Genomic DNA, 18483 nt, shown 5'->3' on the forward strand with positions numbered 1-18483 from the left:
GCAGGAGGATTGCGCATCACGCGGGCGAGGCACGGCCGTCGACTCCGGTGACCAGCCCCACTGAGGGGTGACCAGCCGCTGTGCCGGCGCTGCTGCTGGGCTCAGCCGTTGCGCTGCTGTGCGGCCAGCAGGTCGCGGATCTCCTTGAGCAGCTCGACATCCGTCGGCTCCGACGGGCCGGGCTCCTGCCCGCGCTCGCGTCGCTCCTTGATCTTGTTCATGGGCAGCACGAAGATGAAGTAGACGACGGCCGCGACGATCACGAAGTTGATCATCGCCGTGATGATCGCGCCGAAGTCCACGATGGTCTTGTCGTTCTCGCCGAGCTTGACCGCCAGGCCGTCGACGTTGTTGCCGCCGAACAGCGCGATGATCGGGTTGATCAGGTTGTTGGTGAACGCGGTGACGATCGCGCTGAAGGCCGCGCCGATCACGACGGCGACCGCGAGGTCGACCACGTTGCCGCGCATGAGGAAGTCTTTGAATCCCTTGATCACAGCCGGTTCCTCCATTCGGGGGGACATTGGGGCTAGCGGAGGGTAACCGGTCGGTCGACTTCCCGTGACACAGCGGGTACGTGTGTCTCCTCTCGTTCCGTGGAACTTGAACGCGCGGACGGGGTGACCCCCGCCATCCAGCACCGCCTACCGCCTATCGCCGATGCTGGACGTGTTCGAACCCACGCTGCTCCGCCCGCCTTGGCCCCGCCCCTCGCGCGCTGAGCCGGACCGCGCCTTGGGCCGGACCGGACCGTGCCCGCCTTGCCCCGACTCGTTGTAACTCGACCTGAGCCAGCGGACCCGACCTGAAGCCGGGCGACCTGGGTCCGAGCCAGGCCGTGCCTGCCCGTTCGGATGGCTGGGCCTGTATGTCCGTCTCGTCCGTGCGGCCTGCCCAGCCGTGCGGCCTGCCCAGCCGTGCGGCCTGCCCAGCCGTGCGGCCTGCCCAGCCGTGCGGGCGGGCCAGCCGTGCGGGCGGGCCAGCCGTGCGGGCGGGCCGGGTGGGGTTGGCGGCGTGAGGGTTAGCGGAGGGTGACGGTTACGGGTTGGGTCAGGGATTCGGCGGCTACCTTGGTTGCTGCCTCGCGGCTCACGGTCAGGACCACGACCTCGCCGTCGCGGACGGCGGTCACCGAGGCGTGTTCGGCCAGGACGTGGGACTCCGCGCCCACCACGTCCACCCGGCTGCCTGTGCGCAGCAGGGCTGCCACCGCCGGGTCGGCCAGGCGGACGGCCACCGACGCCGTGTCCGGGTCGCGGCTCGCCAAACGGACGTCGGTGAGGGGCTCGCCGGCTCGGGCCGGTGAGAGCAGGGTGCGCCCGGTCGCCTCCGCCGCGGTGACCGGACCGGCTGGGGACAACTCGGGTGGGGCGTGGATGGTTCTGAGGTCGTCAGGGGTCAGCGGGACGCCTGGGGCCAGGTCGCGCGCGGCCACCGCCAGAGGGGTGCCCGCCGGGGCCGGCCAGGCCGCTACCAGCACCGCGAGCAGCGCCAACACCGTTGCCAAGATCTTTCGCGTGAGGTTCATGGGGTTGACGGTAGGGATCTTGGCGGGGTGTGGAAAGCACGAACCCCCGAGTTGTGGATTAACTCGGGGGCCTGTGGATAACTTGGGTGCTACGAGGCTGCGGCAGCCGGGGTCGAGCCGCTCTTCGAAGAGGAGGAAGAGGACGAGGAGGCAGTGGAAGAGGAGGTCGTCGAAGACGAGGTGTCGCTCTTCGTGGACGAGGACGACTCGCTCTTGGCCTCGCTCTTCGCGTCGCTCTTGGCGGACGACGAGGCCGAGGAACGGCTGTCGGTCCGGTAGAAGCCGCTGCCCTTGAACACCACGCCGACCGCTCCGTAGAGCTTGCGCAGCCTGCCCTCGCACGCCGGGCACTCGGTCAGCGCCGAGTCGGAGAAGGACTGCACCGCCTCGAACCGGTGGTCGCACTCGGTGCAGGCGTACTGGTAGGTCGGCACGGTTCGCCCCTCCACGGGTCCATGAATTGGCACTCCGCCGTCACGAGTGCCAACAACGATGATGCGCCGGCCGGCATACGCGGCGCAAACCCCACAGGTCAACGTCACAGCGGCAGGCGGATCACGCCCGCCCCAGGCGTCAGGACACCGTTCATCCGGACATCGTGCGGTTCCGCCGGCAGAGCCGGGACGAACTCGTCGTCCCGCACCAGGGCGACCAACGCCCCCGTCGCCATCGGCAACGACCGGTCGTAGTGCCCGCCACCCTTGCCCAGCCGCACCCCCTGGTGGTCCACCGCCAACGCCGGGACCAGCACCAACGCCGCTGCGGCGATGGCCGAAGCCCCCAACGGCTCACCCGCTGGCTCACGCAGCCCGTAAGGCCCCGGACGCAGCCCACCGTCGTACAAAGCCCAGTTCAGCGGCGCGTCCCCGACGACGATCGGCAGCAGTACCCGCAACCCGCCCGAACGAAGCGTGTCGATCATCTCCAGCGACCCCGGTTCACCCCCGATCGCCAGGTACGCGCACACCGTCTGACCAGGTACGACATCAAACGCAGCAACCACGCTCAGCACCTCGGCCGACAGCGGCACGGGGTCCGCGGTACGCCGTGCGGCTCGCAACCGTGTGCGCAGAGTCGCCTTCCGGTTACGTAGATCGGACGTCATGGCAGGTCACCCTAGGCGCGCCGTTACGCTCGCTCCCCATGAGCGCCTTCCAGACAGCAATCGTGCCCGCTGCGGGGTTGGGCACGCGCTTCCTCCCCACCACCAAAGCGGTGCCCAAGGAGCTGCTGCCGGTCGTGGACACCCCGGGGATCGAGCTGGTCGCCGCCGAGGCCGCCCAGGCCGGTGCGACCAAGCTCGTGATCGTCACCTCACCGGGCAAGGACGCGGTCGCCGAGTACTTCCGGCCGCAGCCCGAGCTGGAGCGGACGCTCGAAGCGCGCGGCAAGAGCGACCTGGTCGAGAAGGTCCGGCGCGCGTCCACCCTGCTGCACGTGGAGACCGCGATCCAGGACAAGGCCCTGGGCCTGGGCCACGCGGTCGGCTGCGCGGAGGGCAACCTGACCGGCGACGACGAGGCCGTGGCCGTGCTGCTGCCCGACGACCTGGTGCTGCCCACCGGCGTGCTGACCCGGATGTCCGCGGTGCGCGAGCGGTTCGGCGGGAGCGTGCTCTGCGCGTTCGACATCCCCAAGGAGCAGATCTCCGCGTACGGCGTGTTCGACGTCCGCGAGACCGACGACGACGACGTCAAGCAGGTCGTCGGCATGGTCGAGAAGCCCAGGTCCGAGGACGCGCCGTCGACGTTCGCGGCGGCCGGCCGGTACCTGCTCGATCGGGCGGTGTTCGACGCGCTCAAGCGGATCACGCCCGGCTCGGGCGGCGAGCTGCAGCTCACCGACGCCATCGCACTGCTGATCGAAGAGGGTCACCCGGTGCACGTCGTGGTCCACCGGGGTGGGCGACACGACCTGGGCAATCCGGGAGGATTCCTCAAAGCTGCGGTTGACTTCGCACTTGAGCACCCGGACTACGGGCCCGAGCTTGGGGAGTGGTTGCGGGAACGCCTCGGCAACTCCTGAACGAGGGTCAACACATGAGGTCAGTGGACGAGCAGCTCGCCAGGGTGATCGCCGCCGCCGTGCGGCCCGCCCCGGTGCGCGTGGCGATCTCCGAGTCGCAGGGCCTGCTCTGCGCCGAGGAGGTGGTCGCGGAACGCGCCCTGCCCGGTTTCGACCAGGCGGCGGTGGACGGCTACGCGGTGCGCAGCGTGGACGTCCAGGCCGCCAACGACGAGCCGGTGCAGCTACCCGTGGTCGGTGAGATCACGGCCGGGTCGCGCCAGCCCAGACGGCTGCAACCCGGTCAGGCCGTCCGGGTGGCCACGGGCGCGCCGCTGCCGACGCTGGCCGACGCCGTGGTCCCGCTCGGGTACACCGACGGGCACCCGGCGAAGGTGACCGTGCGCCGTCCCGTGCCGTCCGCCGGGTTCGTCCGGCGGACCGGCGAGGACGTGCAGACCGGTGACGTCGCGGTCCGCCGCGGCGCGACCATCGGCGCCGCCCAGGTGGGTCTGCTGGCCGCGGTCGGGCGCAACAAGGTGCTGGTCCACCCCCGGCCGCGGGTGTCGGTGATCTCGATCGGCGAGGAGCTGGTCGACGTCGACCGCACCCCCGGCCAGGGGCAGGTCTACGACGTCAACTCCTACGCGCTGGCCGCCGCCGCGCGGGACGCGGGCGCCGAGGTCAGCCGGGTCGGCATCCAGTCCGCCGACCCGCGCCGGCTGCGCGAGGTGGTCGAGGGCCGGTTGCTGCTGTCCGAGATCGTGGTTGTCGCGGGCGGCGTCGGCGGGGTGATCGGCGACGAGGTGCGCGCCGCGCTGGCCGACCTGGGCGACGTCGACTCGACCCGGGTGGCCATGCACCCCGGCTCGGTGCAGGGCTTCGGCCGGCTCGGGCCGGACGCGGTGCCCACGTTCCTGCTGCCCGCGAACCCGATGAGCGCCCTGGTCGTCTTCGAGGTGCTGGTCCGCCCGCTGATCCGGGCCGCGCTGGGCAAGCGCAACCCGTACCGGCGGGCGGTGAGCGCGCGGCTGCTGTCGCCGCTGACCTCGACCAAGGGCCGGCGCGGCTACCTGCGCGGCCAACTGCTGCGCGACGCGGACAACGGCGAGTACCTGGTCCAGCCGCTGGGTATCTCCGGTTCGCACCTGCTGGCGTCGTTGGCCGAGGCGAACTGCCTGATCATGGTCGACGAGGACGTCACCGACGTCGTCGTGGGGGAGGAAGTGCTGGTCAGCTTCCTCGCCCAAAAGAGTTGAGTGCAGAAGAGTCGGACGCAGCAGAGTCGAGCGCGCGAGCACAGGCGGAAACGTTGGACGCAGAGGGGACGGATGGGCGCGGGTCTGGCGTGGGAGGGCGGTAGGCACCCCGGCTGGCCCGCGCGGCTGGGTCCGCTGCGGGTCGACGCGGGCCTGGTCGCGCTGCGCCCGCCGAAGCTGTTCGACGCCACCACGTGGTCCCGGATCCGGATGCGCGACCAGTCCTACCTGGAGAACTGGGAGCCCACGGCGGTCGACGGCTGGCCCGAGCGCAACGCCGCCATGTCGTGGCCCGCGCAGTGGTCGTCGCTGAGGTCGCTGGCCAGGCGTGGGCAGGCACTGCCGTTCGTGATCACCGTGGACGGCGACCTGGCCGGGCAGATCACGGTGGGCAACATCGTGCGCGGGGCCCTGCGGTCGGCGTGGGTGGGCTACTGGGTGGCCGCCGACCGGGCGCGCGGCGGGGTGGCCACGGCGGCCCTCGCGCTGGTCGTGGACCACTGCTTCGGCGACGCCGGGCTGCACCGGCTGGAGGCCACCGTGCGGCCGGAGAACGCGGCGAGCCTGCGCGTGCTGGCGAAGGTCGGTTTCCGCGAGGAGGGCCTGTTCCGCCGGTACCTGGACGTGGCCGGCGACTGGCGGGACCACCTGTGCTTCGCGATGACTTCCGAGGAAGCCTCACCGGAAGGTCTCGTACGCCGTTTGGCCGCACAGGGGCACGTCCGAACCGCCTGACCAACAGGCCGAACGGCATAATCGGATCACCCGAAAGTGGGTGATAGACCACACTTTGGTACGTATGCCGGTCGGCGAGCCTCCGACACTGGTGTGACTGTTGTGACTAGCGTGGCGTACGCAGTTCGCGTGCCACGGGGTAGGGGGAGGTGACGGGGATGCCGAGCTCGCTGATCGTCGTGGGGCTGGTCGTGGCCTGGTTGGTCGTCCTCGTCCCGATGGTCGTGCGCAAGCGCGCCGATGCGCGGAACAGCATGGAGGAGGAGTACGACGCCATGCCTGATGCCGAGTTCGACGAGGACTACGAGGAGTTCGCCGACCAGGCCGACGACTTCGAGGAGGAGCACGCCCACCGGCCGTACCGGCCCGGTCGCGGCGGCTTCGACCCGGAGACGGCGGCCATCGTGGCGCAGGCGAAGTACGCCTTCCGCCGCCGAGTGGTCGGCGCGCTGCTGCTGGCCGCGCTGGTCACCGGAGTCGTCGCGGGCGTGCTGTACCCGCTCGCCTGGTGGGGCCACGCGGCCGTCGACCTGTCCCTGGTCGGGTACCTGGTGTACCTGCGCCGCCAGGTCCGCATCGAGGAGGACATCCGCGCCCGCCGACTGGCCCGGCTCGCCCAGGCCCGCAGGCGGACGTCCGGGCGCCCGGACGTGCGGCAGGAGACGGAACAGGACGAGGTCGAGGACACCGGCCTGGCCCCCCAGCCGCGCTTCCGGCACCAGGTCCGCCCCGGCACCGTGGTGGTCGACGCGGACGACGAGGACCCGATGTTCGTCGAGCTCGACGGCCCCGAAGCCCTGCCGTACCGGCGCGCCTCGGGCGAGTAGAGGGGGGTGGCGGAGCCACCCCCCGGCTACTGATATGCTTCTCCCCGCACCACGGGAACGACAACTGAACACGGGGCTGTAGCGCAGTTGGTAGCGCGACTCGTTCGCATCGAGTAGGTCAGGGGTTCGATTCCCCTCAGCTCCACCGAAGACCGAGGTGTACGAACACCTTCAAGGGCGGGAACCGGTAAGCCGGTTCCCGCCCTTTCGGTGTGTGGCCCCGTTGGGACGGACACCCGGAAGCTGGGCACGATCCAGCAGGTTCGGTGATCTTGATCATGGGGACGAGGTTCCGCGCGATGGCCTTGCGCTGATCGCGGTTGCCTGTACGGAGAATGTCATTGCTGTCCTTCGTGGACTCCGTCCAGCGTGGCCGGGTCGGACATGGCGGGCCCATTCTGTGGTTCTTCCCTGTGCCGCCTTGAGTTCGGCGGCCACGCTTTCGCGGCTGGAGGCGAGACCTTTCTGCCGGCAGGGGCGCTCGTGACCACGATCGGGTTGTACGGAGGGCCGGCCGAGAAGTTGCTGACGCCTGGGCTCACGCCTGAGCGGTACCGTTCAGCGGTCCGGGTTGCGGCGGCCGACCTGGCGACGGGGCACCCGGTGGACATTCACCTCGGCAGGCCCGACCAGGTCGAGCAGTACGCCGCGACGCGGAAGATCCGCGCAAACCGTGAGCCGTAGAGGGTCGACAGGTGAAGATCGATAACAGTCCGCCACGCGGTACTCGTGACTTGCTTCCCGACAGCGTTGCCGTGCGGGACCACGTCCTGGCGAGGATCAGCGAGGTCTACCACCGCTACGGCTACCACCGCATCGAGACGCCCGCCTTGGAGGACATCCGGCGTCTCCAGGGCGGTGACGGTGGCGAGAACGAAAAGTTGATCTTCCAGGTCCTCAAGCGGGGTCTCGGCGAGCAGGTCGAGGACGGCGCTCGGGTTGCCGATCTGATCGACCTGGGACTGCGGTTCGACCTGACGGTGCCGCTGGTGCGCTTCTACGCCAACAACCACGCCACGTTGCCCTCGCCCTTCCGGGCTTTCCAGTTCGCTCCGGTGTGGCGGGCAGAGCGACCCCAGAAGGGGCGTTACCGGCAGTTCTACCAGTGCGACATCGACTTGATCGGTGACGGTTCAGTGCTCGCCGAGGTCGAGTTGATCGAGGCGACCACGGAAGCGCTGGACGCGATCGGCATCACCGGCACCACGGTGCGGCTGTCCGACCGTCGTTTCCTGTCGGCGCTGGCCGCACACGTCGGGCTGGCCGAACCGGAGTGGGCCGGGTTCTTCATCGGTCTCGACAAGCTCGACAAGATCGGCTGGCAGGGCGTGCGCGCCGAGCTGGTCGACAAGCGAGGTCTGTCCGCCTCGGCGGTGGACAACGCCCAGTCGATCATCGAAGGGCTGATCGGGCCGGCGGCGGACAAGGTCGCCGATCGGCTCGCCGAGGCCGTGCCCACCCTGCCGGATGAGGTAGTGGCCGAGATGGCGACGACGGTCGGATGTCTGGCCGACCTCGGTACCGGTCGCCCGGTGCGGTGGGAGTTCGACCCGACCCTGGTGCGGGGGATGGGCTACTACACGGGTCAGATCTTCGAGATCTCCCACCCGGAGTCGTCGTCCTCCGTGGCTGGTGGAGGCCGCTACGACAAGCTCGTGGGCCGATCCCTGGGCAAGGACATCCCGGCCTGCGGATTCTCGTTGGGCTTCGAGCGGATCATCGACCTGATCCCCGACGCCCCGGCCAGGTCGGCGTTGGCCGTGCTGTTCGAGCCGGAGGTCCCGATCTCCTACGCCCTCGAACGCGCTCGCCAAGCGCGGGCCGAGGGCCGGGAGACGACGGTGATCCGACGCAGCGGCAAGCTTCCCGCCCAGTTGAACCGCGTCGAGGGTCAGGGCTTCACCGGCTTCGTGCACCTGCGGGCCGTCTCCACCGACGGAACCGTTGAACCGGAGCGCCCACTGGGCGTTGTGAAGTAACGGAAGAAGGCCCTCCGTGTTAGCCGCAGCGTGGGCACGGCGTGAGTGGAGCTGACGCAGGCTTTCGGTGTGTTCAAGCGGAACTTCGCCGAAAACCTTGACGTGATCGACCGTGTCGCATGTCCTGGTTTAGGTGACAAAAAGCGGTTCGGCGGGGAGTTCGTGCAGGCGAACGTGCTGGGACGCCGGTGTCGGGGGACAGCAGGGGTGAATAGTCGGCCTGACTCCCCGCCTTCTCCCTGATTTTTCGGGTTCGGCGGAATGTGTCGGTGTTTCTCGCCCGGGTTGCTGGAAATCCGGCTCGGGTCGGTGCATCGTGGTGCCGGCGACAGTATTCGTGTCCGACTTCGGCGGGTGGGGCCGTGGGCGGGGGTGGCGGTGTGGGCGGCAAGGTGTTCGCGGGTCGGGTGCGGGCCGCTGATTTGCGGGCTTTGGTGGAATGCGGGCGGACGGTGCGGTACGCGCCGGGGGATCACCTCATGCGGCAGGGGGATCCGGGGGACTGCGTGCTGCTGGTCGGGTCCGGGCGGGTGAAGGTGGTCGCGCGGGACGGGGCCGGGCACGAGCGGTTGCTCGGGATCCGGGGCAGCGGCGAACTGCTCGGTGAGATGTCCTGCGTGGACGACGGGCCGCGGTCGGCGTCCGTGGTGGCGCACGACCCGGTCTCGGCGACGAAGATCGCCAAGGCCCGGTTCATGGGGATCATGGGCGAACGGCCCGCGATCGCCCGCGAGGTCGTCCGGCAGGTGTCCCAGCGGCTGCGCGACGCCGAGCGCAAGCAGTCCGAGCTGACCTCGGACAGCGTGGACACCCGGGTCGCGCGGGTGCTGGCGGAGCTGGTCGGGCTGTTCGCCGACGACAGCGCGCTCGGGCCGCGCGGGGTGACCGTGCCGTTGGGCCAGGAGGAGCTGGCGCAGCTCGCGGCGGCCTCGCACGTGTCGGCGCAACGCGCGCTGCGCGGCCTGCGGGCGCGGGGGCTGGTCACGACCGGGTACGGCCGGGTCGACATCCCCTGCCTGGGCTGTTTCACCGCACTGTCCGGTCTGAACCCCGCGAAAGACGTCAGGGGATGTGGTGGCCGCGGTGCCTGCCCCCAAGGGTGATCACATCGCCGACTCCCTACCCCTCCAGTGAGGCAACGTGAGCACACTCGCACTCGCGCGCACGGTGCTGCGGTTCGACGTCGTCGGCTCCGGCGCCGGTGACCGCGGCCGGCAGGTGTTGTTGGACCGGGCGCTGGAGTCCGTGCTGGACCTGGCGCTCGACGCCGTCCGGGACCCCCGGTACCCGATCGGCAGCTCGTTCCGGCGGGCCGACGGGGACAGCGCGACGCTGGTGATCGAGGCCTGCATCGCCAAGGCGTGGATCGTCGCGGACTTCGTGCTGCGGGAGATCCCCATCGCGCTGAGCGAGGTGAACCGGGTGTCCAACCCGGAGCACCGGCTGCGGCTGCGGGTCGCCATCGACCACGGCGAGACGGTGGTGGAGGTGCCGCACGTCGGCGGTGACCCGGTGGTGGCGACCGCGCGGCTGGTGGACGCGCCGAGGTTCCGGCAGGCGCTGGTCGACTCGCCCGCGCAGGACCTCGGGCTGATCGTCTCCGACCGGTTCTACACCGAGGTGGTGCGGCGCGGCGAGCGCGGGCTCGACCAGGTCGGCTTCCGGCCGATCCACGTCCCGGCGAAGGACTTCCGCCGGCTGGGCTGGCTCTGGGTGCCCCCCGGGGGTGAACCCGCGCCCCGGCCCGGTCGGGGGGTGAAGCCGGAGACGGCGTCCGTGAAGATCGCGGACGCCGTTCGTGTTTTCCGGGTCGAGGGACCACCGGACGTCGTGCTGGGGCTGGGTGAGTGAGCGCCGCGAAAGTCGGACTGCGGGGTCTAGCCTGGTGGCGTGCACGAGACGGCCGAAGACCTGAAGTGGTTGCAGCGCCTGCTCGACGACTCCTACGCGGTGGCGGGGCGGCACCTGCGGTCGGTCGTCACGCCGGAACGGCGGTTGGGCGCGGCCGGGGTCGTCGCCGAGTTGGGCGCGATGCGGGTCATGGCGCTGGCGACCACGACGGCCGCGGGTGAGCCGCGCGTGGGGCCGGTCGACGGGCTGTTCTTCCGGGGACGGCTGCACTTCGGGTCGGGCGCGGATTCCCTGCGGTTCCGCCACATCCGGGCCCGCCGACCTGGGACGGCTGGATGAGCGCGCTGCCGTGGGCCCGGATCGAGCCCGCGCGGATGATCGCCTTCCGCAACCCGTGAGGTCCCGCCCACGGGCGGAAGCCGTGCCAGGACTAGGATCTGGTCGGTGCGCTTCGTGGCCGACCTCCACATCCACTCGAAGTACTCGCGAGCCTGTAGCCGGGACTGCGACCTGGAACACCTGACCTGGTGGGCGAGGCGCAAGGGGATCTCGCTGGTGGGCACCGGCGACTTCACCCACCCCGCGTGGCACGACCACCTGCGGGACAACCTGGAGCCCGCCGAGCCGGGCCTGTTCCGGTTGCGCGCCGACCTGGACCGGGAGATCGACCGCACGCTCGCGCCCTCGCTCGCGGGCACGACGGTCCGCTTCATGCTGTCGGTGGAGATCTCCACCATCTACAAGCGCGGCGACCGCACCCGGAAGGTGCACCACCTGGTCTACCTGCCGGACCTGGACTCGGCGGCGGAGTTCAACCGGCGGATGGCCAGGATCGGCAACATCGGGTCGGACGGCCGGCCGATCCTCGGGCTGGACTCCCGCGACCTGCTGGAGATCACCCTGGAGTGCGGCGGCTACCTGGTGCCCGCGCACATCTGGACGCCGTGGTTCGCCGTGCTGGGCTCGAAATCCGGCTTCGACGCGATCTCGGACTGCTACGTCGACCTGGCCGACCACATCTTCGCCGTGGAGACGGGCCTGTCCAGCGACCCGGAGATGAACTGGCGGGTCTCCGGGCTCGACAAGTACCGCCTGGTCAGCAATTCCGACGCGCACTCGCCGCCGATGCTCGGCCGCGAGGCGACCGTGTTCGACACCGACCTGGACTACCACTCGGTCAAGCGCGCGCTGGAGACCGGTGCCGGGTTCGCCGGGTCCATCGAGTTCTTCCCCGAGGAGGGCAAGTACCACGTCGACGGCCACCGCAAGTGCGGCGTCCGGATGGACCCGGCGGAAACGCTGGCGCACAAGGGGATCTGTCCCGAGTGCGGCAAGCCGCTGACGATCGGCGTGCTCAGCCGGGTGGACGAGCTGGCGGACCGGCCGGAGGGCTTCCGGCCGCCGGGTGCCGCCGGGTTCCGCAACCTGGTGCCGTTACCGGAGATCATGAGCGAGATCCTGGGCACCGGACCGAAGAGCAAGAGGGTGCTCGGCGAGGTCGACAAGCTGACCGCCGCGCTGGGGCCGGAACTGGGGATCCTGCAAGACGTCCCGGTGGACGACCTGGCCGCGCACTCCACGCTGCTGGGCGAGGCCGTGGAACGGTTGCGGCGCGGCCAGGTGGTGCGCGACGCGGGTTACGACGGCGAGTACGGCGTGATCCGGCTGTTCGAGCCGGGCGAGCTGGACCGCCGCCGCGCCTCGTTATCGCTGTTCGACGTCGAAGCGGCACCAGCCACCCGGACACCAGCCACCCGGACACCGGCCACGCAGGCACCGGCCACGCAGGCACCGGCCACGCCGGCACGGTCCGCGCCACGTGCCACGCCCGTCCAACCCGCACCGGACGTCCCGACCCCGGACAAGTCCACTGTGGACGGTAAGTCGCTGCTGGACGGGTTGGACCCGGAGCAGCGCGCGGCGGCGTCGGCAGACGGCGGGCCGTTGCTGATCATCGCCGGACCGGGCACGGGCAAGACCCGCACGTTGACGCACCGGATCGCCCACCTGGTCACCGAGCGCGGCGTCGCGCCGGAGGAGTGCCTGGCCATCACGTTCACCCGCCGGGCCGCCGAGGAGATGGCCGAACGGCTGGCCGCGCTGGCGCCGGGGCACGCCCGCCGGCTGACCGTGGCCACGTTCCACTCGCTGGGCGTGCGGATCCTGCGCGAGCACCACGCCGCGGCCGGCCTGTCCGCCGGGTTCGGGATCGCCGACCCGGACCGGCAACGGGAGGTCGCGCGCTCCGTCGCGGGCGGGGACGAGGAGGCGCGCCGGCTGGTCGCGGAGGGCGACGAGCAGTATAAGAAGGCATTGCGGGCCCTGGACCTGGTCGACTTCGACGACCTGATCGCGCTGCCGCTGTCGTTGCTGGACAACGATCCTGCGCTGGTCGCGGCCTATCGCGAGCGCTACCGGTGGATCTCGGTGGACGAGTACCAGGACGTGGACGAGCAGCAGTACCGGCTGCTGCGGCTGCTCGCGCCGGCCGACGGCAACCTGACCGCGATCGGCGACCCGGACCAGGCGATCTACCGGTTCCGGGGCGCGGACGTCGGGTTCTTCCTGCGCTTCCAGGAGGACTTCCCGGGTGCCCGCAGCGTCCAGCTCACCCGCAACTACCGGTCCAGCGCGCTCGTCGTGGCCGGTGCGATGCAGGTGATCGCGCCTACTTCGCTGGTGCCGCAACGGGAACTGCGGGCGATGGGCGAGCACGGTGACGCGCGCATCGGCGTGCACCACGCGTCGTCGGAGCAGGCCGAGGCGGTGTTCGTGGCGCGGACCGTGGAGCAGGTGCTCGGCGGCGCGTCGTTCCACGCGTTCGACAGCGGCCGGGTGTCGGTGTCCGAGGGATCGCAGGGGCTCGGGTTCTCCGACTTCGCGGTGCTGTATCGGACGGACCGGCAGTCGCGGGCGCTGGTGGACGCGCTGACCCAGTCCGGCCTGCCGTTCCAGAAACGGTCGCACGACCGGCTCGCGGAACGCCCCGGCGTGGCCCGGATCGTGCGTGAGATCGCTTTCACGGCCGGGGACTCCGTGCTGGACCGGGTGCGCGCGGCGGCCGGTGACGACCACACCGCGTACGAGCTGCTCAAGCCGCTGGCGGTCGAGTGCGGCTCGGACTTCGAGCGGTTCGGCACGACGTTGGCGCTCGGGGTCGAGGTCGACACCTGGGACCCGCGCGCGGACCGGATCTCGCTGCTCACCCTGCACGCGTCCAAGGGGCTGGAGTTCGCGGTCGTGTTCATCGTCGGCTGCGAGGACGGGCTGCTGCCGTTGCGGTGGCCCGGTGCGACCGCCGACGACGCCGAGGACGTGGCGGAGGAGCGGCGGCTGATGTTCGTCGGCATGACGCGCGCGCAGCGGCACCTGTTCCTCAGCTACGCCGGCGAGCGCGCGCGGTCGCCGTTCCTGGCCGAGCTGACCGGGTTCGAGCGGGTCGGCGACCTCCGGCCGAGGCGGCGCAAGGGCGGCACCCAGCTCAGCCTGCTCTGAGCCGGCGGGGGCGCGCACGGGCCGGCGAACCGCTCAACCACTGCCGCCGGGCGGCCCTGCGGCGTAGCTTGCCCGTTGTCGCCTGTTAACTCATCACCGGCGACTTAACCGTTTGCCGGGTACCGCTATAACGTCTCCACCTGCGGTTACGTGGTCCAGAAGATCACAAGTGGACTGGACCATAACCTGACGTTATGACTCTACTGGCATATCCGCCGTCTCCCTCAGCCGGCTAGCGTCGGTCGCAACGGCCCCGCATCCTGTGTCACCCCCCTGCAAGGAGACAGCGGATGACTCGACGTATCGCCGCCGCCGTCGCCGTCACGGTATTGAGTGCTGCCGGCGTGGCAGCAGCTCTCACCACTTCAGCGACCGCCGGCCCACCCACAGCAGCACAAGAAGACGGCGTCATCGCCGCGATGGCGCGTGACTTCAAGATCAGCCCGGACCAGGCCCGCGCCCGCATCGGCCGCGAGGCCAAGGCCGCGACCACCGAGCAGTCGCTCAAGACCAAGCTCGGTGCCGACTACGCCGGCGCGTGGCTCAACGGCGACGCCACGGAGTTCACCGTGGCGGTCACCAGCCAGGCGCAGATCCAGGCTGTCAAGGACGCCGGCGCGACCCCCAAGGTGGTCAAGCGCAGCCAGATCCAGCTGGACACCCTGAAGTCCAAGCTGGACGCGAACAAGAACGCGCCCAAGGACGTGCCCGCGTGGTACGTGGACGTGCAGTCCAACTCCGTGGTCGTGCTCGCCCGCAACACCGACAGCGCGAAGTCGTTCATCCAGGCCAGCGGCGTGGACGCGGCTGACGTGCGGATCGAGCAGTCCACCGAGAACCCGCGCGCCCTCATCGACGTGATCGGCGGCAACGCGTACTACATGGGCGGCGGCGGTCGCTGCTCGGTCGGCTTCTCGGTCAACGGCGGCTTCGTGACCGCCGGCCACTGCGGCCGCACGGGCTCGACCACCACCCAGCCGAGCGGCACGTTCGCCGGCTCGACCTTCCCGGGTCGGGACTACGCGTGGGTCCGGGTCAGCGCGGGCAACACCATGCGCGGCCTGGTCAACCGCTACCCCGGCACGGTCGGTGTCAAGGGCTCCACCGAGGCCGCCGTCGGCGCTTCGGTCTGCCGCTCCGGCTCCACGACCGGCTGGCACTGCGGCACGATCCAGCAGAAGAACACCTCGGTGACCTACCCCGAGGGCACCATCTCCGGAGTCACCCGCACGAACGCCTGCGCCGAGCCCGGCGACTCCGGCGGCTCGTGGCTCTCCGGCGACCAGGCCCAGGGCGTCACCTCGGGCGGTTCCGGGAACTGTTCCTCCGGCGGCACGACGTACTACCAGCCGGTGAACCCGATCCTCCAGGCCTACGGCCTCCAGTTGGTCCTCGACGGCGGCGGCACTCCGACTACCGGGCCGACGACGACGACCAGCAACCCTGGCGGTGGTACGTCCTGGCAGCCAGGCGTCGCGTACGCGGCCGGCACCAACGTCACGTACAGCGGCGTCGGGTACAGGTGCTTGCAGGGGCACACGTCCCAAACCGGCTGGGACCCGCCCGCTGTGCCCGCCCTGTGGGCGCGCGTGGGCTAGCGGCAAGCTTCACGCGCGGGGGAGGGGCCCGACGGCCGTCGGGCCCCCCTTCTCCCACGCGTCTACCGGGGATGACGGGGCGTTTGCGGAGGCGCCCCGCCCCCACTACCACCGGGAACGGCCAGGTCCCTCACCTGGCCGTTCCCGGCTTTTTCAGGTCTGGCGCCCGGACTGCTCCGCGCTGTGGTGATCGCTGCGGAACGCACTGTAGCGGTCGTTATAAAATGGCGGGTGTGGCGGGGCGCAAACGTGGGTTCGACCGTGCGGAAGTGCTCGACCAGGTGATGCGCGCGTTCTGGCACGCCGGCTACGACGCCACCTCGGTGGCCGACCTCACCAAGCTGACCGGGGTCAACCCGCCGAGCCTCTACGCCGCGTTCGGCGACAAGAAGGCGTTGTTCGCCGAGGTCGTCGAGCGCTACCAGCGCACGTACGGCGCGTTCACCACCCGCGCCCTGGCCGAGGAGCCGACGGCCCGCGCCGCCGTCGAGCGGATCCTGCGCGAGGCCGCCACCGAGTACACCGACCCGGAACGCCCGCGCGGCTGCCTGGTGCTCAGCGCCCCCGAACTGGCCGGGCCCCGGCGCGCCGAGGTCGACGCCGTCGAGGCCAGGATCCGCGCCGACGTCGCCGCCGGGGTGCTCCCCGCCGCCACCGACCCGCACGGCCTGGCCGTCTTCGTCGCCGCGACCCTGCGCGGCATGTCCGGGCTCGCCCGCGACGGCGCGACGCGCGAAGAACTCGGCCACGTTGCCCGTGCGGCCCTGGCGGGTTGGCCCGCACCCGTACCCTGAGAGGCGACGAGAAGGGGTGGTGGAGGGCGTGGAGCTGGCCGAGTCGCTGCTGGCGTGGCTGCACGGCTGGACCGCCGTCCCGATCTGCCCCGGCGACTGGGCGTGGACGACCACGGCGCTCGGCGCGCTCATCGGCGTGCTGCCCACGGTGGCGGCCCTGCTGGCGATCACGGTCCGCCGGGTGGTCGGCAACTCCTACGGGCCGGTGACCGGCGCGATCTTCGCCGTCCTCGGCGTCTCCAGCACGCTGGTGCTGCCGTGGGTCCTGTTCTCCGGCGCGTCCACGGCGTTGCGCACCAACGCGGTGGCCGGCATGGAGTCGCTGAGCGGGTCGCCGTGCTTCGCGCTCACCCAGGACGAGTACCTGGTCGGCGCGCCGTCGATCGTCAAGGTGGTGACCGGGCAGTCGGACGTGCTGTTCCTGGTCCTGGGCTGCATCACCGCGGTGCTCGCGCTGCTGTGCCTGATCTTCGTGATGCTCCAGGCCGGTTCGGCCTTCCGGCTCGGCCCGAACTGGCCGCGCCGGGTGTTCTGGCCGCCGTTCCTGGTCCTCCTGGTAGCCACCTCGGCACTGCCCGTGACGCTGGTGGGCCACCTGCTGCTCGGATTCTTCCCGGTTGCCCTGATCGGCTCACTGGTCGTGCGGATTTTCGGGTTGACTACCGCCATGCTCAACCGCCCCGGCCGGGAGCGCGGCACGCCGAACTCCCCGCAGCAGCCGCAGTCCGCCGCGTCGTCGCGCAACAACCCGCCGCCCTACCAGGGGCCGCCCAAGCCGCCGCCGTACCAGCCGGCGCAGGTCCCGCAGTACCGGCCGGTGCCGCCGTACAACCCGAACCCGCCGGCGCACAAGCCCGTCCAGCCGGCCCAGCAGCCCTCGCAGCAGCCGCGCCAGTACCCGCCGACGCGGATCGCCGAGGTGCCGCCGGTCGAGCCGCCCCCGAACCAGCAGCCCGCCCAGCAGCCCAGCGGACCCCGGCCGACGCGCGTCGAGCAGCCCAGCGGGCCGCGGCCCACCCGGGTCGAGCAGCAGCCCGCGCAGCTCGCCGACACCCCCGGTCCGCTCCCGTTCGGTCCCGGCGCGAGTTCGCCGATGCCCACGCCCACCACGTCCGACGGCAAGGTGTGGAACCCGGCGAGCGGCCGGTTCCGCCGCGTCCGCCAGCTCGGCCGCGGCGGGTTCGGCACGGTGTGGCTGGCCGTGGACACCCAGCTCGACCGCACGGTCGCGGTGAAGCTCGCGCACGCCCCGGACAACGACACCGAGCAGCGGATGCTGCGCGAGGCGCGGGCCCTGGCGGCGGTGCGGCACCCGAACTGCGTGCGGGTGTTCGACATCGTCCAGGACCCGGACGGCCTGGCCATCGTCATGGAGTACATCGACGGCCAGCCGCTGTCCGACGTGGTGCTCAAGAGCGGCCTGTTGCAGGACACGCTGGCCGCGCGGCTGTGGGTGAACATGGCCGACGCGCTGGCCGCCGCGCACGAGCAGGGCGTGCTGCACCGCGACGTGAAGCCGTCCAACGTGATCGTGGACGGCAGCGGCACCGCGCACCTGATCGACTTCGGCATCGCGCGGTCCAAGGGCGACAGCACGCTCACCGCCACCGGGATGATGGTCGGCACGCCCGACTTCCTCGCCCCGGAGACCGCGCGCGGCGAGGCGGCGAGCCCCGCGTCGGACGCCTGGCAGCTCGCCGCCACCGTGAGCTACGCGCTGACCGGCCACCCGCCGCGCGGGTCGCGGGAGAACCCGATCTCGTCGCTGATGGCCGCGGCGCAGGGCGAGCCGTGCGTGAAGCTGCCCCAGCGCAGCGCCCACCACCGGCTGCTCACCACCGCCTTGGACGCCGACCCGAAGCGCCGCCCGCCGCTGGCCGCGGTCCGGGCCGAGCTGGGGTCGTGGCTGTCGCAGGCGGGCGTGAGCAAGGAGGGCCCGGTCACCCGGATGATCGACCGGCCCGAGCCGCCGACCCGACCGGTGCGCTGAACCCCGCGACCGGTCCCACCACCAGCGGGATCGGCAGCCACTTCGCGGAGAACCCGAGCACCACCAGCGTGGACGCGAGGGCGATGGCGGGCGGCAGGCGGTGGGGCAGCAGCTTCACCGCGCCGCCATGCCCGCCGCCGGCGCCGTCGACGTGACGCCCATCAACGTGTCCAGCGCGATGTCGGCCGCGAGGCGCGAGTTCCTGATCGACCGCCTCAGCGAACGCCGCGAGGTGGTCAGCTTCCGCAGCTCGGTCATCTTCGAGAGCACCCGCAACCCGGTCCCCACCGAACTGCCCGGCTGATCGGGCTGCGGCGAACGGGCGAAGGCGCGGGGGCGCATCGGAACTGGTGCGGACGGCGAAAGCCGACCCGACGGTGGTGGTGGCCGATCCCCGGCGGGAGATCTGCGGTTTCCGGGTGG

Annotated in this window: 18 protein-coding genes and 1 tRNA gene; 14 read left to right on the forward strand and 5 right to left on the reverse strand. The window is 71.2% G+C overall.

Annotation, left to right across the window (positions count from 1 at the left end):
* Positions 1-101: 101 nt before the first annotated feature.
* The 4 genes from mscL to BN6_RS03330 form a co-directional block, all read right to left on the reverse strand.
* Positions 102-497, reverse strand: coding sequence for a large-conductance mechanosensitive channel protein MscL (mscL, locus tag BN6_RS03315; RefSeq protein WP_015098115.1), 396 nt, complete (start codon positions 495-497; stop codon positions 102-104).
* 524 nt (positions 498-1021) lie between these two features.
* On the reverse strand, positions 1022-1528 hold the full coding sequence (locus BN6_RS03320; RefSeq protein ID WP_015098116.1) for an SAF domain-containing protein: 507 nt from the start codon (positions 1526-1528) through the stop codon (positions 1022-1024).
* A gap of 89 nt (positions 1529-1617) precedes the next feature.
* Complete coding sequence (locus BN6_RS43205; RefSeq protein WP_015098117.1) at positions 1618-1962, reverse strand: FmdB family zinc ribbon protein; 345 nt, start codon at positions 1960-1962, stop codon at positions 1618-1620.
* Between the two features lie 104 nt (positions 1963-2066).
* The gene (locus BN6_RS03330) at positions 2067-2633 is read right to left on the reverse strand and encodes a 5-formyltetrahydrofolate cyclo-ligase (RefSeq protein ID WP_015098118.1); all 567 of its coding nucleotides are present in this window, start codon (positions 2631-2633) and stop codon (positions 2067-2069) included.
* A gap of 38 nt (positions 2634-2671) precedes the next feature.
* On the opposite strand from BN6_RS03330, the gene BN6_RS03335 reads away from it, so the two are divergent.
* The 13 genes from BN6_RS03335 to BN6_RS03400 all read left to right on the forward strand — a co-directional run bounded on the left by BN6_RS03335 (position 2672) and on the right by BN6_RS03400 (position 18060).
* Positions 2672-3553: a UTP--glucose-1-phosphate uridylyltransferase gene (locus tag BN6_RS03335; RefSeq protein ID WP_015098119.1), complete on the forward strand. Its 882-nt coding sequence runs from the start codon at positions 2672-2674 to the stop codon at positions 3551-3553.
* Positions 3554-3567: 14 nt separating this feature from the next.
* Positions 3568-4791, forward strand: a complete 1224-nt coding sequence (gene glp / locus BN6_RS03340; protein ID WP_015098120.1) for a molybdotransferase-like divisome protein Glp — start codon at positions 3568-3570, stop codon at positions 4789-4791.
* A 72-nt stretch (positions 4792-4863) separates the two neighbouring features.
* A complete protein-coding gene (locus tag BN6_RS03345) occupies positions 4864-5526 on the forward strand; it encodes a GNAT family N-acetyltransferase (protein ID WP_015098121.1) in 663 nt (220 codons plus the stop codon).
* A gap of 158 nt (positions 5527-5684) precedes the next feature.
* Positions 5685-6353, forward strand: coding sequence for a divisome protein SepX/GlpR (sepX, locus tag BN6_RS03350; RefSeq protein WP_015098122.1), 669 nt, complete (start codon positions 5685-5687; stop codon positions 6351-6353).
* Positions 6354-6425: 72 nt separating this feature from the next.
* Positions 6426-6498, forward strand: a tRNA-Ala gene (locus BN6_RS03355).
* A gap of 550 nt (positions 6499-7048) precedes the next feature.
* A complete protein-coding gene (hisS, locus tag BN6_RS03365; RefSeq protein ID WP_015098124.1) occupies positions 7049-8332 on the forward strand; it encodes a histidine--tRNA ligase in 1284 nt (427 codons plus the stop codon).
* A gap of 380 nt (positions 8333-8712) precedes the next feature.
* A complete protein-coding gene (locus BN6_RS03370) occupies positions 8713-9435 on the forward strand; it encodes a Crp/Fnr family transcriptional regulator (protein ID WP_148302720.1) in 723 nt (240 codons plus the stop codon).
* A 37-nt stretch (positions 9436-9472) separates the two neighbouring features.
* Positions 9473-10183: a hypothetical protein gene (locus BN6_RS41540; protein ID WP_015098127.1), complete on the forward strand. Its 711-nt coding sequence runs from the start codon at positions 9473-9475 to the stop codon at positions 10181-10183.
* Positions 10184-10222: 39 nt separating this feature from the next.
* Positions 10223-10522: a pyridoxamine 5'-phosphate oxidase family protein gene (locus BN6_RS03380; RefSeq protein ID WP_015098128.1), complete on the forward strand. Its 300-nt coding sequence runs from the start codon at positions 10223-10225 to the stop codon at positions 10520-10522.
* Positions 10523-10627: 105 nt separating this feature from the next.
* A complete protein-coding gene (locus tag BN6_RS03385; RefSeq protein WP_015098129.1) occupies positions 10628-13678 on the forward strand; it encodes a UvrD-helicase domain-containing protein in 3051 nt (1016 codons plus the stop codon).
* Positions 13679-13968: 290 nt separating this feature from the next.
* Positions 13969-15276, forward strand: coding sequence for an alpha-lytic protease prodomain-containing protein (locus BN6_RS03390; protein ID WP_015098130.1), 1308 nt, complete (start codon positions 13969-13971; stop codon positions 15274-15276).
* Positions 15277-15500: 224 nt separating this feature from the next.
* Positions 15501-16070 carry a TetR/AcrR family transcriptional regulator gene (locus tag BN6_RS03395; RefSeq protein ID WP_015098131.1) on the forward strand — a complete coding sequence of 190 codons (570 nt, stop codon included), beginning with the start codon at positions 15501-15503 and terminating at the stop codon, positions 16068-16070.
* A 16-nt stretch (positions 16071-16086) separates the two neighbouring features.
* Positions 16087-18060 (forward strand): serine/threonine-protein kinase, encoded by a 1974-nt coding sequence (locus BN6_RS03400; RefSeq protein WP_015098132.1) that lies wholly within the window; start codon positions 16087-16089, stop codon positions 18058-18060.
* Here BN6_RS03400 and BN6_RS46460 read toward each other — a convergent pair.
* On the reverse strand, positions 18011-18178 hold the full coding sequence (locus BN6_RS46460) for a hypothetical protein (RefSeq protein ID WP_158509341.1): 168 nt from the start codon (positions 18176-18178) through the stop codon (positions 18011-18013). The two genes, BN6_RS03400 and BN6_RS46460, sit on opposite strands and share 50 nt — an antisense overlap.
* Positions 18179-18187: 9 nt before the next feature.
* On the opposite strand from BN6_RS46460, the gene BN6_RS47600 reads away from it, so the two are divergent.
* Positions 18188-18364 (forward strand): hypothetical protein, encoded by a 177-nt coding sequence (locus BN6_RS47600; protein WP_197540238.1) that lies wholly within the window; start codon positions 18188-18190, stop codon positions 18362-18364.
* Positions 18365-18483 lie beyond the last annotated feature (119 nt).

The organism is Saccharothrix espanaensis DSM 44229, assembly GCF_000328705.1.
GTDB classification, from domain to species: domain Bacteria; phylum Actinomycetota; class Actinomycetes; order Mycobacteriales; family Pseudonocardiaceae; genus Actinosynnema; species Actinosynnema espanaense.